Annotated in this window: 11 protein-coding genes and 2 tRNA genes; 1 reads left to right on the top strand and 12 read right to left on the bottom strand. The window is 62.7% G+C overall.

The genetic code is table 11. The features are described from left to right. The 7 genes from CGLAU_RS05670 to CGLAU_RS05640 all read right to left on the bottom strand — a co-directional run bounded on the left by CGLAU_RS05670 (nucleotide 1) and on the right by CGLAU_RS05640 (nucleotide 6,721). Nucleotides 1-1,086 (bottom strand): ABC transporter substrate-binding protein, encoded by a 1,086-nt coding sequence (locus tag CGLAU_RS05670; RefSeq protein ID WP_095659847.1) that lies wholly within the window; start codon nucleotides 1,084-1,086, stop codon nucleotides 1-3. A 124-nt stretch (nucleotides 1,087-1,210) separates the two neighbouring features. Continuing rightward, nucleotides 1,211-2,353 carry an alpha/beta hydrolase gene (locus tag CGLAU_RS05665; RefSeq protein ID WP_232507222.1) on the bottom strand — a complete coding sequence of 381 codons (1,143 nt, stop codon included), beginning with the start codon at nucleotides 2,351-2,353 and terminating at the stop codon, nucleotides 1,211-1,213. Between the two features lie 68 nt (nucleotides 2,354-2,421). Next, complete coding sequence (locus CGLAU_RS05660; protein ID WP_095659846.1) at nucleotides 2,422-3,780, bottom strand: alpha/beta hydrolase; 1,359 nt, start codon at nucleotides 3,778-3,780, stop codon at nucleotides 2,422-2,424. 86 nt (nucleotides 3,781-3,866) lie between these two features. Then, nucleotides 3,867-3,939, bottom strand: a tRNA-Glu gene (locus tag CGLAU_RS05655). 32 nt (nucleotides 3,940-3,971) lie between these two features. Further along, a tRNA-Gln gene (locus tag CGLAU_RS05650) sits at nucleotides 3,972-4,043 on the bottom strand. Between the two features lie 133 nt (nucleotides 4,044-4,176). Next, nucleotides 4,177-5,679 carry a glutamate--tRNA ligase gene (gene gltX, locus CGLAU_RS05645; protein ID WP_095661067.1) on the bottom strand — a complete coding sequence of 501 codons (1,503 nt, stop codon included), beginning with the start codon at nucleotides 5,677-5,679 and terminating at the stop codon, nucleotides 4,177-4,179. Between the two features lie 58 nt (nucleotides 5,680-5,737). Further along, the gene (locus CGLAU_RS05640; protein ID WP_157731280.1) at nucleotides 5,738-6,721 is read right to left on the bottom strand and encodes a CE1 family esterase; all 984 of its coding nucleotides are present in this window, start codon (nucleotides 6,719-6,721) and stop codon (nucleotides 5,738-5,740) included. Between the two features lie 144 nt (nucleotides 6,722-6,865). Here CGLAU_RS05640 and CGLAU_RS05635 point away from each other — a divergent pair, with 144 nt between their 5' ends. Continuing rightward, the gene (locus tag CGLAU_RS05635) at nucleotides 6,866-8,005 is read left to right on the top strand and encodes an isochorismate synthase (protein ID WP_095659844.1); all 1,140 of its coding nucleotides are present in this window, start codon (nucleotides 6,866-6,868) and stop codon (nucleotides 8,003-8,005) included. Between the two features lie 11 nt (nucleotides 8,006-8,016). Here the strand turns inward: CGLAU_RS05635 and CGLAU_RS05630 are convergent, their stop codons facing one another. From CGLAU_RS05630 to CGLAU_RS05610, 5 genes are read right to left on the bottom strand one after another with little or no spacing between them, the layout of a single operon-like run. Continuing rightward, nucleotides 8,017-8,808, bottom strand: a complete 792-nt coding sequence (locus tag CGLAU_RS05630) for a fumarylacetoacetate hydrolase family protein (protein WP_095661066.1) — start codon at nucleotides 8,806-8,808, stop codon at nucleotides 8,017-8,019. A 45-nt stretch (nucleotides 8,809-8,853) separates the two neighbouring features. After that, nucleotides 8,854-9,435 carry a 3'-5' exonuclease gene (locus CGLAU_RS05625; RefSeq protein ID WP_095659843.1) on the bottom strand — a complete coding sequence of 194 codons (582 nt, stop codon included), beginning with the start codon at nucleotides 9,433-9,435 and terminating at the stop codon, nucleotides 8,854-8,856. 1 nt (nucleotide 9,436) lies between these two features. Further along, complete coding sequence (locus CGLAU_RS05620; RefSeq protein WP_095659842.1) at nucleotides 9,437-11,296, bottom strand: DUF294 nucleotidyltransferase-like domain-containing protein; 1,860 nt, start codon at nucleotides 11,294-11,296, stop codon at nucleotides 9,437-9,439. A 54-nt stretch (nucleotides 11,297-11,350) separates the two neighbouring features. Next, nucleotides 11,351-12,871 (bottom strand): cell wall-binding repeat 2 family protein, encoded by a 1,521-nt coding sequence (locus CGLAU_RS05615; protein ID WP_095659841.1) that lies wholly within the window; start codon nucleotides 12,869-12,871, stop codon nucleotides 11,351-11,353. 44 nt (nucleotides 12,872-12,915) lie between these two features. Continuing rightward, entirely contained in the window at nucleotides 12,916-13,932 is a 1,017-nt protein-coding gene (locus CGLAU_RS05610) for a 3-isopropylmalate dehydrogenase (protein ID WP_095659840.1), read from the bottom strand. Between the last annotated feature and the right edge of the window lie 24 nt (nucleotides 13,933-13,956).

Raw genomic sequence — 13,956 nt, 5'->3', positions numbered from 1 at the left:
CTACTGCAGCGCGTTCTGGAAGAACTCGACCGAGCGAGTCCGGTCATCGGTCAGCGTCTCCAGGTCAGCTTCCATCAGCTTGATGTCCTTGAGCTCAGGCGCGTCACCCGGGGTGCCGACTCCGTCGATCACCGGGAGGTAGTTCTGCTCGACCGCTAACTCCTGGCCCTTCTGGGACAGGATGAAGTTGATGAAGAGCTCCGCAGCCTTCTGGTTCTGGGAATCCTTGAACACCGCGATCGGCTCAGTGATGTACGGCGAGCCCTCGGAGGCGTAGACCTCCTTGATCGGAGAGCCCTTGTCGGCCAAGTCACGCACGAGGTAATCCACGACGATGCCGACCGGGTGACCGCCGCCCGCAATCTCCTGCGAGGTCGGGCCGTTTGAGGCGGCGATCATCGGGTTGTTCTCGCCGAGCGCGGTGATCCACTCCTCGCCGAGCTGAGAGTCGTTCATCCACACGGTCGCGTTGTATGCGGCCGCACCAGACACGGCCGGGTCCGGCAGCACGATCTTGTCCAGGAAGCGTTCGTCCGTGAGGTCCGTCCACGACTGCGGAGCATCTGCCTCGTCGATGACCTGGGTGTTATATGCGATTACTGTCGGGATGAGGCGGGTTCCCACGTAAAAGGAATCCGGGTCAACCGCATCTTCAAGGACATCGTCGGAGTCCACATTCTCAAACTTGGCCAGAAGGTCGTTCGACTTGAACTCCTCAAACGTCGGAGCGTCGGCGGCCCAGATCAAGTCCGCCTCGACCGCGCCGGAGCTGCGCTCAGCCTCAATTCGAGCCTTCAGCTCGCCGGTGCCCGCGCGGTGGACCTGCACATCAATGTCGGGGTGCTCCTCGTTGAATGCCTTGATGATCTCATCAACCTTTTCCTCCGGCTCGGAGGTGTAAAGGGTCAAAGATGCAGCTTCGCCAGCACCGGCTCCATCGCCTTCGCGAGCCGCGGAGGTGGCGGTGCCGTTGTCCGCCGCAGTAGTTTCGGGAGTTTCTTCTGGCGGCTCCGAGCAACCGGCAAGAGCGATAGCGGTGGCACCCAGAAAGGCAATGACGGGCGAGGTCTTTCGTGCGGTAAACAATGCGTCTCCTTAGCTTCGCTTAAGATCGCGCCAACCATAGCACTGGGAGTTCACCCGCGCCGGACAACAAAAACACGCGAAGTAAAGACCCTTTATCCGGGGCTTCCCCGCAGCGCTAGCGGTGTCACTCCACGCCGAGGGCCGGCCCGACAGTTTCCCACGTGAGCGGCAACTGCCGCTTAAACGTGCCCATGTTGTGCGTGCCTTCGGTGAGCTCATACCAGTCGTAGTCGACATCCTTGGCATCCGCGCGCGCCATGAAGTGTCGCGAGCATACGTACGCCACCTGCTCGTCAGGTACGAGGAGGAAGTCGGGAGAGTCGGTCATGCGGTCGTCGTGTTCCGAGTGAATGCCGCGAGACGCAGTGAGGAACAGCTGCTTTCCACGCAGCGCGTCAAGGTTGTTCACCGCAGAGTTCGCTTCCCACCCGGAGCTGAAAGGGCCGCCCCACATCTTTGAGGGATCACCGTTGTAGAAGCGCACACCGAGTCGCGCGAAGGACTTCCCCACCAACCCGGATGTCGACGGGCACGACGAGAATGTTCCTGCTGCAACGAACCGGTCCGACATCGTCGCGATCATCAGCGCCGGCCCGCCATGTGCTGAGGCGCCGGCGATCGCGTCGCGCCCGGTTCCGTGGAACACCTCGTCGATCACCGGCGGCAGCTCGTGAGACAGATACGTCGCCCACTTCAGCGTCCCAAATTCGCCGTGCGGCTCATTCCAGTCGGTGACCATGGTGCCGCGAGTGCCCCGCGGCGAGACGACGTTGACGTTCTTGTCTGCGAAGAACTCCACCGTCCCGTCGTAATCAGTCCACGGCGTACCGCCCGCGCCGCCAAGCAGGTAGTAGGTCGGCCGCGGTGTGAGGTTGTCCGGGCCGCCGACCGGCGCAATCACCTCATTGACAATCTCCTTGTCCATCGACGGCGAGTACACGGTCACCCGCCACACCGTTGTCGAGATCTGCTCAACGCCGCGCAGCTCACCGATCGGCCCGTCAGTATTGGGAGTCACCGGTTGGGCATTGTTGCTTATCGACGATCCCCCGAACAGCGCCTTGCCCAACACACCGCCCAACACACCGCCCATCAGGCTGCCCATCACCATCGCTGGCCCGGCTGCGATCGGCGAGCTGCTCAAGCTACTCCGCCCGTCGTTAAGCGGGCCCGGAGCATCGGGCACTGCAGTGGCCGATGGTGCAGTGGCAGCACCGAGCGTCAGCGATGCAGCGAATACTGCTCCAGCGATGCGGCGGTTAAGCATGCACTTCCTCCTAAAATTTCCCCCCGTAACGTGTGTTCATGCGCAAATGCTACCGGGTGGCATGCGGATTAGCGGCTGCTTGCGCTGCTGTTTTCGCGATCCAGCGGCTGCGGGGCCTCAGATGTTGGCGGCTCGGACGTGATCGGAGTTGCGCGGTGATAGGGCTGCACGCCCATCGCTGGGCCGAGGCGGCGCCAGCTTTCGCGCATGGAGTCCTCAAACAGCCCCCAGCTGTGCGTGCCTTCGACAAGCGGGTACCAGCTCACGTCCAGGCCGGCAGCACGCGCGGAATCCACGAAGTATTTCGAGCACGCGTACGAAGCGGCCTCGATCATCGCCGGCGGGCCAAGGCGTTCCGAAGAATGCTTGATTCCGTCGATTTCACCCGGGACTCCCTGGGCAGCGGCGATGAACAATTCGGTATCACGCAGCGCGTCGAGGTGTAGGACTGGCGAGTGGGCAGCCCACGCCTCGTCGCCGGGGTAGCCCCACATCCTCACCGGGTCACCGCCGTTCATCTTCACCGCCGAGGAGGTGTAGAGCCCGCCAACCACACCCGTTGTCGAAGGGCACCCCGAGTAGGACGCTGCTGCGACAAAACGATCGGGGTCATAGGAGGCGATAGAGATCGCAGGTCCTCCGGACATAGAGATTCCGGCGATGCCATCGCGTCCGGTGCCCGAGAACATTTCGTCGATAAGCGGAGGGAGCTCCTTGGTCAAGTACGTCAACCATTTGTTCGTGCCGGTTGCCGGGTCGTCGATGTACCAATCCGCCTGCATGGACGAGACGGAGCCGATGGGGGTGACCACGTTGACGAGCTTGTCGGCGAAGAATTCTTGGTAGTTGGAGGAGTTGCGCCAGGACCATCCGCCAGCAGCGCCATCTGCGCCCATCATGAGGTAGAAGGTGGGGCGGGGTTCGGTGTTGTCGGGCCCACCGGGCAGGATGACTTCGTTTTTCACCTCACGGCCCATGGCGTGCGACCACACGACGACCTCGTAGATGTCGTTCTCAACGTGCGAGATCCTGCGGAACTCGGCTGGCTGTGCGTCTTCGTCCGGGAACGTGTCTGCCGCATCTGTCCAGCCAGAGCTGAGCGACGCGTTGGAGCTGCCGAGTCGCTGATACATCTGCGAACCCAGCAAACCTCCGCCGAGTGTGGCGAGGATTAGGGCTGGGACTGCAAACAGTGGAAAGTTCGACGACAGGCTGAGTCCTGCAAATGGGATGCTGGAGGCGTCGTACACGCTTGAGCCGGTGTCGGTGGGGTTGCCTGTGAGCAGCGATGACAGCGGGTTCACTGCGGAGAGTGTGTCGGCGACAGAACTCCCGCTGCTGGCACCGGCAGTCACCGGGGCGACGAAGGTGGACGACACTGCGGCGGCGCAGATCGCCGTTGCCAAGACGCGGGGAAATTTCGACATGCAAACAACTTACCCCGCAGGCACCACACCCAGGTGCGGGATGGGAAAAACTCCCAGCTGGTCGGACCAGACTGGGAGCTTCGTTGTACCCCGTACGGGATTTGAACCCGTGTTACCGCCGTGAGAGGGCGACGTCCTAGGCCGCTAGACGAACGGGGCATAGGACACAGAACTTCAGTAAAGCTCTGCAGCTGGCCTACCAGGACTCGAACCTAGAATGACGGTACCAGAAACCGTAGTGTTGCCAATTACACCATAGGCCATTCGTTTTCCAGGCCCGTGGGGCGCTGAACAACGTTGATTACTATAACCACCGGCCTCGATTCGCACCAAATCGCCAGCTTAAGCGCCAAATTCGGCGAGAGAATCACACTGGTGCGATTCTTCGAAGCGAAGCTACTGAGCTGGCGCAGCCTCGTACGGTGTGACCGCGCGGGCAGCTCGTAGACGCGCCAGCGTGGAATCGCGGCCCAGCAGCTCCATGGACTCGAACAGGGGTGGGGAAATCGCCTCACCGGAGACGCCGACACGAAGCGCGCCGAAGGCGACGCGCGGCTTCAACCCGAGGTCGTCGATAAGCGCCTTGTTCAGAGCGACTTCAATGTTGGGCGTGGTCCACTCCCCTTCACCGAGCGCTTCAAGCGCAGCGATGCCTGCGTCAAGCGGCTCGACTGCGGTCTCTTTGAGGTTCTTCTTCGCAGCCTTCTCCTCCAACACGAGTTCCTCGTCGGCGGTGACCAGGAACTTCAGCAGCCCGTACGCGTCGGAAAGCACCTTGATGCGCGTCTGCACCAGCTCGGCCGCAACAGCGAACTTCTCCTCCGGGTAGTCGGCCGGGAAGTCGGTGTACTCGGTGAGGTAGTCGCGCAGGCGCTGCGTGAAGTCTGCCAGCTCGAGCATGCGGATGTGGTCCGCGTTGATCGCTTCCAGCTTCTTCTGGTCGAAGCGGGCCGGGTTGCCCAGCACGTCGGAGACGTCGAAGGCATTGATGAACTCATCGACGGTGAAGATGTCCTGGTCCGACGACAGCGACCAGCCCAGCAGTGCAAGGTAGTTGATCATGCCCTCTGGGATGATGCCGTTGTCGCGGTGGTTGAACAGGTTCGATTCCGGGTCGCGCTTGGACAGCTTCTTGTTGCCCTGGCCCATCACAAACGGCAGGTGGCCGAACTGCGGGGTGAAGTCGGTGATGCCGATGCGCTTGAGCGCCTCGTACAGCGCCATCTGACGCGGGGTGGAGGACAGTAGATCCTCGCCGCGCAGCACGTGGGTAATGCCCATCAACGCGTCGTCGACCGGGTTAACCAGCGTGTACAGCGGCGCGCCGTTGGAACGCGCCACCACGAAGTCCGGCTGTGTTTCCGCCTTGAAGGTCACCTCGCCGCGCACCAGGTCGTTCCAGGTCCAGTCCTGCTCCGGCATGCGCAGACGCCAGACGGGTTTGCGACCTTCCGCCTCGTACGCCTCTATCTGCTCCGGGGTGAGGTCGCGGTCGAAGTTGTCGTAGCCCAGCTGCGGGTCGCGGCCGGCCGCCTTATGGCGCTCAACGACCTCTTCGTTGGTGGAGTACGCCGGGTAGACCTCACCGGCAGCGATGAGCTTGTCCAGCACATCCTTATAGATGTCCATGCGCTGCGACTGGCGGTACGGCTCGTGCGGCCCACCGGTGACCACTCCCTCGTCCCACGACATACCCAGCCAGTTCAGCGAATCAATGATCGCCTGGTACGAATCCTCCGAGTCGCGCGCGGCGTCCGTGTCCTCGATGCGAAAGACGAACGTGCCGCCATCGTGCCGCGCTTGCGCCCAGTTGAACAGGGCGGTACGCACCATGCCGACGTGCGGAGTACCGGTCGGAGACGGGCAGAAACGAACGCGCATTTTCGAGGCTTCAGTCATGCGGTTCATGCTACAGGTCGCCCCCTACAGGCCGAGAAGCACGATGCTTATCGACGGCCTATTTGGACTGCTTAGACAAGAAAGCCCATACTTCCTCGGCAGCGTTTGGATACGCGAACCACTCGTGGCCCCCGCCTTCGACCTTGACAACCTGCACTGGCTTGGCGCAGCCGCGGGCAGAGACACGGGAAGCATTGACCGCGGCGGGCGAAACGTCGATGCCGCCGGCGCAGAGGTTGCGGCGTTCGTAAGAGGAGAAGACCTCCTGGAAGTTGAGCACGCGGGCACCCCTGCGCTCACCGCCGTAGTACGGAATGACCTGATCGTTCATGCCGTGGATCGCATAGAAAGCGATCGGCCGGTTTTGGCAGTTCATGTTCACCGGAGTGTAAAAGGCCCCGGACACGCTGGCGACACCAGCAAAGAGATCGGCCATGTGGCAAGCAGACACTGCTGCCATACCGCCACCGGCGGACATTCCGGTGGCGTAGATGCGGTTTCGGTCGATGTTGTAGTGGCGGCCGAGATCATCGATCATGGCGCGCACGAACGCGATGTCTTCGCCGGGTCCGGTTGCCGCGGTCGCCTGACCCTCCCAAGAGGCTCCGATAGCGCGCGGGTAGACGATGATGGCCTCGCGGCCCGCGGTGGATTCGCGCAGCCGGGAGTAGTCGCGGAAGTCTTCTGTCGAGTTGCCCAAGGCTGAGTATCCCACCACAACAGGCATCGGGCGCGAAGGGTTGTAGTTCGCCGGAACCCAGACCAGGTAAGAACGTCCGTTTATAGAGAGTTCCCTGTTTTGGCCGTTGGCAACTGGGCCGTTGGGTAAGACTGGCAGCGAGGACCCGTTCCCCAGAGACTCGGTTGCCATCCGCACGAAATTGTCCCACTCGGTCGCGGCTTGATCGACGGCGGAGGCAATATCGCGCTGGATCTGCGACGAGAGGTCCTGGGCGCCTGCTTGTGGGCCTACGGCGATCCCTACCGCCACCGCGATCGCCGCTCCGGTGGCCAACACACGGCGCTTCACATGTTTGAACACTGCATTTACCTTCCACAGAATGCGCCGCATGCGTCACTGCGACAACCACAGAAACTAGAACATTAATACGGGGCCAACGTCGGGACAACCAGGGCTTCACTCCCATGATCGCGCCAAATTCGCGGAGCGATACACTGTGTCCCCATGCCATCTTCCCGGCTGCCGTCGCGCCCGTCCTCCGCACCAGACTTCCTGCTGTCGCGTACTTCTGGATCCGTCCGGACGCAGGGCGTAGAGCGCACGTTCACCGATGTGCGCGAAGCGTCCGCCGCGCTCACCCGGGGCGAGGTCGAGATGGTGGTCGGCGCGCTTCCGTTCAACAAAGCAGAGCCAGCGGCGCTCACAGTCCCAGCCTCGATCATCCGGGAACCAGGGATCCTGAACCCGCACCCTTATTACCGCGAGGGCCCCGGTGCAGTCCTCCACGCCCGGGTGGCTGGATTCGATCCGTCCCCAGATGAGCATCTGCGCCGCGTGGCTCTTGCTGTGGACGAGATCCGCCGCACGGCCCTTGAAAAGGTAGTACTGGCTCGCGCGGTTGATATCGCGTTTGATCCCCCCGTCGATCCCCGGTTGGTTGCCGCCAGACTGATCGACCTGGCTGCTTCAGGCGACGGGTTCATTGCAGACCTCTCACCCGCTGGGCGAGACGGGCACTTCCTCGTGGGGTCTTCCCCTGAGGTGCTGGTCAAGCGCCAGGGTGTGCGCGTGAGTTCCTACCCGCTGGCGGGTTCCGCGGCGCGGAAAATCGACGATCCCGTTGCGGACGCGGCAGCCGGCGAGCGGCTCGCTTCCTCAGCGAAAGACCTCGAAGAGCACCGGTTCGTGGTTGAGCACATCCGCGACATTCTCGCCCCCTTCTGCACCGAGCTCACCGTGCCGGCGCGTCCCATCTTGGAGAAGACGAACGAGATGTGGCACCTCGCCACCCCGATCGCGGGAATCCTGCGAGAATCTCCGACCACGCCAGCGCCGAGCGCGCTTGAGCTCGCAGAGATGCTCTACCCCACTCCCGCAGTGTGCGGAACGCCGCAGGATGCCGCAGCGAAAATGATCCTGCAGACGGAATCGGATCGCGGTTTCTACGCGGGCGCGGTTGGATACACCGACGCAAGCGGCGACGGTGAGTACATGGTGGCGATCCGCTGCGCTGAGGTCAATGGCGCAGGAAACCAGGCCCGCGCGTGGGCCGGCGGTGGGCTGGTCGCGAGCTCCGACCCCCAATCGGAGCTGGATGAGACCACCGCCAAGTTGCGCACGATCTCGCGCGCGCTCAGCCTGTAGTTGAGAGCGAACTACGCACGCTCGACCGGGTTACCCAAGCGGCCGATGCCCGGAATTTCCACCTCGATGTAGTCGCCCGGAACCATCGCGGCGGTACCGGCGGGTGAGCCGGTGGCCTGCACGTCGCCGGGCAGCATGGTGAAGGAGGCGGTGACCCACTCGACCATCTCCCCGATGCTCATGATCATCTGGTTGGAGTTGGAGTCCTGCTTCGTCTCCGTCTTGCCGTCGCGCGTGAGGTGCGCCTTGATCGGCAGGTTGGTGAAGTCGAACTTGTCCAGGTCGGTCTCAATCCACGGGCCGAGCGGTCCGAAGCTGTCGATGCCTTTCGCGCGCGCCCACTGGCCGTCGGCAAATTGCAGGTCGCGGGAGGAGACGTCGTTGATAATGGTCACGCCGCGCACGACGGACTTCCACTCGCTTGCTTTAACGTTCTTGCACGGCACGCCGTAGACGATCGCCAGTTCACCCTCGAATTCCACGTTTGTGGCAAAGTCCGGAATCTTGATCGGCGCACCCGGACCGATCACAGCCGTAGACGGCTTGATAAAAATTGTCGGTGGCAGGTGCTCGGAAGATTGCTTGAACACCTCGGCGACGTGGTCGGCGTAGTTGCGGCCCACGGCGACGATCTTGCTGGGCAGCGTCGGGGCCAGCAAGCGTACGTCCTCAAGCGCGTACTCCTTGCCGGTGTACTCCGGCTCCGTGAACGGGGTGCCTGCGATAGCTTTCGCGGTAGTGCCTTCGTCGTTGATAACGGCGAAAGTCATGCCCTCGGGTGTTGCAATTCGTCCAAAACGCATGGGCTTGAGCATACATGCGCACACTTTAGGCTTGAGGCATTCAGCTCAGCGCCGCCGGCTCGCGTCGATTGCCAGGTAGAGCTCGGCGCAAGCGATCGCGTCGGTGAGCGCGTTGTGGTTACTGTAGTGCGGCAGATTGTAGCGGTGACGCACACGGGCAAGCCGAAGATCCTCACCCCGCGGGTAGGTTCCCATGCGCTCCATGTGGCGTCGCTCCATGGTCATGGTGTCCACGACTTCGTCCTCGCGCAGACGCCAGCGCTCGCGGCGCACGTCGGAAAACAGTTGCCCGATGAATCCTGTTTCCATCTGCGCGAAGTGCGCGAGCAATTTCCGACGCTCAAATGCGCGCTCGAACGCCGCGAGGACCTCGGCCGGATCCTTCCCGAAGCGGGCGACATCGTCATCTGTGACACCGTGGATGGTCGCCGAATCCCCGATCTCCACGCCAGCAAGCACGAAATACTCTGCCGCGGACAGGTCGATGACGTTGCCGTCGACCGGCACCCACCCGATGGACACCATCTGATCCACGCCTGGCTTCAAACCGGTGGTTTCGACATCCACGGCTAACAAGGCGCCGTCGTCAAGCGTCCTGCCCTTGGGCCGTAAGATCCGTGTGAGCATTTCATACCGCCCGGGTTGGGTACTTGCTGCTCAGCGCGTTTTGGAGCGACTTGATCACGCCGAACGCGTCGCGCAGCGCAGCACGGTCGCGCCCGGGCAGAGACTTCGGGTCGATGTGGTAGTTGGGGCGCTCCCCTGCTCTAACCTGCGCGGCTTGGTGGCGCATGGCCAAATTGGACAGGTACTCGTAGGCGCCGAGGAGATCGCCAGCGCCCTTCTCGGACACCGTCGAGCCGGCCGACTTCTTGAGGCGTGAGATCGTGTCAACCTCGCCCGTACCTGCGGTAATCGAGTACAGGCGCGCCATTTGCACCACCGCCGCGGTGCCGCCACGCTTGATGTCTAAGGTGTCGGCATATTCACCGGAGCGCTCGACGACAAGGCCGCGGAAAAAACCGATCGGGGGTTCGCGGAACGTCGCCAGCGCGGCCAGGTGAGTGTGCAGGCGGCGCGAACCGTGCGCGGAAACCATCGCCGAGTCGTGCACACGGGCGGCCATTTCCTCCCAGCCCTCTCCCCCGCCGAAGATCGGACGGAAGTCGAAGAAGACCTGCGCGTGCAGGAGCGCTTCGCCGTCGGGCGCTGTGACCCAACCGTGGAAAGTGGAATCCCACTGCGATTCCGTCATCCGCCACGCAGCGTTCGAGGCCATCATGTCCCCTGGGCACAACGCCTGGCCTGCGCAAGCAAGGCCCTGGCAGACGAACTCCGCGAGCTCAGCAAAGTACTCTCCGTGCGCGGCCGCGTCGTAGTCGTTTGACAGCACGAGCGCGTTGTCCTGGTCGGAGGCCGGCCCCATCTCACCGCGCGCCTGCGAGCCCACAGCCACAAAAGCAAAAGGCACAGGAGGAGGCCCCAGCTTATCGACGGCCAGGACAAACAGCCTCCTGGCCACCGAGTCCGCAATCATCGTGAGCAGGCGTTGCGTTTCGGCAGCCGAGGCGCCGCGCTCAAAGAACCGCACCCCGACCTGTGCGGCGCGCTTGTAGGCGCCGTCTAGCTCCTCGAGGGTGGCGGTGTCCACCTCTGCGGAAAGGTAGATCGGATCCGCCTGCAATAGGCGCATGATGTCGGAGGAGGTGACCACACCGGCGATCCCGTTCGGCCCTGCGATGGGCAGGTGGTGGAAGCCGTATTCACTCATCAACAGCATTGCCTCAAACACCATCGCGCCTTGATCGATTGTGCGCACCGGTGACGTCATCACCTGCGAGACCGGCAAATCTGGGTCGACACGTTTGGCAACCACCCGCGAGCGCAGGTCACGGTCGGTGAGGATGCCAGGCTCTGTTGCGGAGATCACGAGGCAAGTGATCTTGTGCTCATCCATCGTTTGGGCGGCTTGCGCGATGGACGCGTCCGGCTCGCAGGTGACCAACTCCCGGCCAGCCACCAGCTGCGCCAACGGTGTACGCAGCGCATCGGCAGCAGCGGTGTCCTGTACTTCCTCTGCGGCCAGCCGCACGCGCTTGGACGCGGTTTGAAAGAACCGGTCGAGATCTGGGTATTCGGCCAGCAGCGCCTCGAACGCGGACCGCGGCAACAGGTACAACACGCTGTCTTCTACCGCCACCATGTAGTAGCGCGATTCGGGTTCCCCGACAAGGGTTGAGTAGCCAAAGTTCAGGCCGGCTTCGCGCCGGTCCAGCAGCAGATTGTCCTGCCCAACGATGTCAATTGCCCCAGAGCGGATGATGTGGAGAGTGTTGTTGCGCTGTCCAGGCTGGACGATGACTTCGCCGCGACGGACATAGGTGATGCCCATCTGCGCCGGGAGCGCCGCAAGTGTCTCCTCGGGCAGATGTGAGAACGGCTCGTGCGACGCGATGAAGTTGTAGACCTCATCCAATTCAACCGACATAGACACACATTAGCGTGCAGGTCGGCGGTGCCGAGGCGGTTTAGCGCATCCTGTTTACTGGTAGCTGACAAACCATGGACGCGGGTTGACATCCGCGTAGGTCTGCTCGGGAGTGAACATCGGCGTGTCCTCGTCGATGAAGTTCTTCCACGCCATGAAGAACTCTGGGTCGAGGTCTTCGCGCAGCACGTTCCATGTGTCGAATTTCTGCTCCGGCACACCGTGACCGTCCGCGTGCAGCACCCATGCAAGCTCCGGCTGACCAGTCACGATGTTCTCGCGGTCCGGGTACATCATCGCTTGGAACTGGTGCAGAATCAGCGCCTTCTGCGGCAAGTTGTTGTCCCGCACGAGCGCGGCGAGCCAATCAGCAACCTCGTTGATTTCTGCGGCAGACGCACTCCCGATGCGCGAAAGCGGCGCCTCTCCCGGGTTCAGCTTCCACTCTGCATCAAGCGCAAGACCAACATTCGGTCGCTTCAGCAGCTCCTCGTAAATCTTGACTTGCTCAAGGAAGCTGCCTTGACCGGGCTGGAGATCAAGCACTGCATATCCGCCGGCGTCTAGGATCGCGTCGACGTACGGCACGATATCTTCGGCCGGAGTCTCGTTGGAGTAGTTGCCGTCGTCACCGGGGTACTCGGAGGCAACGGTCACAATGACCTCGAAGGCCGGGATAATCGGCTGCTCATCGAGGCCCTCGTACCAGGACGCGTACTCCTGAGCCAGCGTCGCAGCTTCAGCAGGCGGCTGCTCCCCCATCACGCCGAGTTCGGGGCCGTACGGGTGGCCGTACAGCGCAATCATGCGCCGACCGGGGAACACGAGTCCACCGCCACCGGGCAGCTCACCGTTACTCGCCAGTGAGACACGGGCACGGTAGTCGTCGTTCGAGCCCCACTGCTGGCCGAGCGCCAGCGTGTCCTGTTCGGTCACCAAACGCATGCTTTCCGACGTCTCCCGTGGATCCGCGATCCCCAGCACCTGGACGTCGGCACCCGCCGAGATCGCCGACGCAACCGCGGCGCGAGAGGTCTCATCGGTGGCAAGCACTGGCGGAAGTTGTATCGGGAGGGGTTGCGCAGCTGCTTGACCGGCGATGGCTTCGATGTCGCTTTCGCCTTCGGCGGGAGCAATCGGCTCGGTGTCGGCGATCGCCTGGATGTCTTCCTCGTCGGCGTCGCCGGGCACTTCGATCACACGGTCCGCACCGAGACGCGCAATCTCTTCATCTACCTCGTCGACAGCCTCTGGGTGCCGCACAAGCATTGGCGCGCCGAAGGAAATTGCCACCGCTGCAGCCTGCATTTGATCAGCTTGGTTCGGTTCCGCCACGACCACGGTCTCGGCTGACTCGAACAGCCGCTTCGAGACGTCGGCGCCACTGCCGCTGCCGTCCTGAAGAACCTCCGCCCCATCCATGTCCAACTTCGCCGAATCCTGAGAATCCGCACCGCCGACGTTGCCACCGCTGCCCGCCTGGCCCACGTCACCGCTCTCGCCACAGGCGGCTAGCGTAAACGTCGCGACCGTAATGATCGCAGCGGCACTAACGGGGAAACGGCGGTAGGTCATAAAACGGGATCCTTCCTAAGGGTTGCTGCACCACCCTACTCGAGCTATTGCAGCGCAGCCGCGATGCGGTCACCAACCTCCGCCGTCTTCACGGCGGTGGCGTCCCGAGACGCGACATCCGCCTCCACAGCGGATTCGATGCGCAAAGCATTGTCTTCGTCGCCCAAGAACCGCAGCATCATGGCAACGGACAGAATCATCGCGGTCGGATCGGCGATACCCTGGCCCGCGATATCCGGCGCCGAACCGTGGACCGGTTCAAACATCGACGGCATCTCGCGCGCCGCGTTGATGTTTCCGGAGCACGCCTGGCCGACACCACCGGCGACGGCGCCTGCAAGGTCCGTCAAGATGTCGCCGAAAAGATTATCGGTGACAATCACGTCGTAGCGCTGCGGATCAGTGACCATGTAGATCGTCGCCGCATCGATGTGGTTGTAGTCGACCTCGACCTCAGGAAATTCCGGAGCTATCTCATCCACGACGCGCTGCCACAAGCCGCCTGCATTGACCAGCACGTTTGTTTTGTGCACGAGGGTGAGCTTGTTACGGCGGGTCATGGCCAGTTCGAACGCGTACCGCACGACGCGCTCCACGCCGTAGTAGGTGTTCTGAGAGACCTCGGAAGCGATTTCTTGGTCAGTGCCCTGGCGCAGCACACCGCCGTTGCCCGCGTATAGTCCCTCGGTGCCTTCCCGCACGACCACGAAGTCGATGTCACCCGGGTTCGCGAGCGGGCTTATCGACGTCGGGTACAGCCGCGATGGGCGGAGGTTCACGTAGTGATCCAGTTTGAAGCGGAGCGGCAGCAGCAGACCACGCTCGAGCACGCCGGCCGGGACACGCTCAGGGTCGCCGACCGCCCCAAGCAGGATTGCGTTGTGCTGTTTGAGGCTGGCCAGATCGTCGTCTGTGAGCAGCTCACCGTTGCGAAGGTAGCGGCGAGCACCGAGATCGTAATCCGTGGTTTCAACGTCATCACGCACGGCGTGGAGCACTTTGAGCCCCTCTGCCATCACCTCGGTGCCGATGCCGTCACCCGCAATCACTGCAATCTTCATGGTTAGGTCGCCTTTCCTGTCCGG

Origin of the sequence: Corynebacterium glaucum (genome assembly GCF_002287505.1) — a bacterium.
GTDB lineage: Bacteria > Actinomycetota > Actinomycetes > Mycobacteriales > Mycobacteriaceae > Corynebacterium > Corynebacterium glaucum.
The sequence above is the reverse complement of the archived record's forward strand: the minus strand, read 5'-3'. Positions and strand labels throughout refer to the sequence as shown.

Bases quoted from the DNA above. Each gene is read 5' to 3' on its own strand.
- CGLAU_RS05615 (WP_095659841.1), bottom strand. From the start codon at position 12,871: ATGACCTACCGCCGTTTCCCCGTTAGTGCCGCTGCGATCATTACGGTC.
- CGLAU_RS05635 (WP_095659844.1), top strand. From the start codon at position 6,866: ATGCCATCTTCCCGGCTGCCGTCGCGCCCGTCCTCCGCACCAGACTTC.
- CGLAU_RS05610 (WP_095659840.1), bottom strand. From the start codon at position 13,932: ATGAAGATTGCAGTGATTGCGGGTGACGGCATCGGCACCGAGGTGATG.
- CGLAU_RS05625 (WP_095659843.1), bottom strand. From the start codon at position 9,435: ATGCTCACACGGATCTTACGGCCCAAGGGCAGGACGCTTGACGACGGC.
- CGLAU_RS05630 (WP_095661066.1), bottom strand. From the start codon at position 8,808: ATGCGTTTTGGACGAATTGCAACACCCGAGGGCATGACTTTCGCCGTT.
- CGLAU_RS05665 (WP_232507222.1), bottom strand. From the start codon at position 2,353: ATGCTTAACCGCCGCATCGCTGGAGCAGTATTCGCTGCATCGCTGACG.
- CGLAU_RS05620 (WP_095659842.1), bottom strand. From the start codon at position 11,296: ATGTCGGTTGAATTGGATGAGGTCTACAACTTCATCGCGTCGCACGAG.
- CGLAU_RS05660 (WP_095659846.1), bottom strand. From the start codon at position 3,780: ATGTCGAAATTTCCCCGCGTCTTGGCAACGGCGATCTGCGCCGCCGCA.
- gltX (WP_095661067.1), bottom strand. From the start codon at position 5,679: ATGACTGAAGCCTCGAAAATGCGCGTTCGTTTCTGCCCGTCTCCGACC.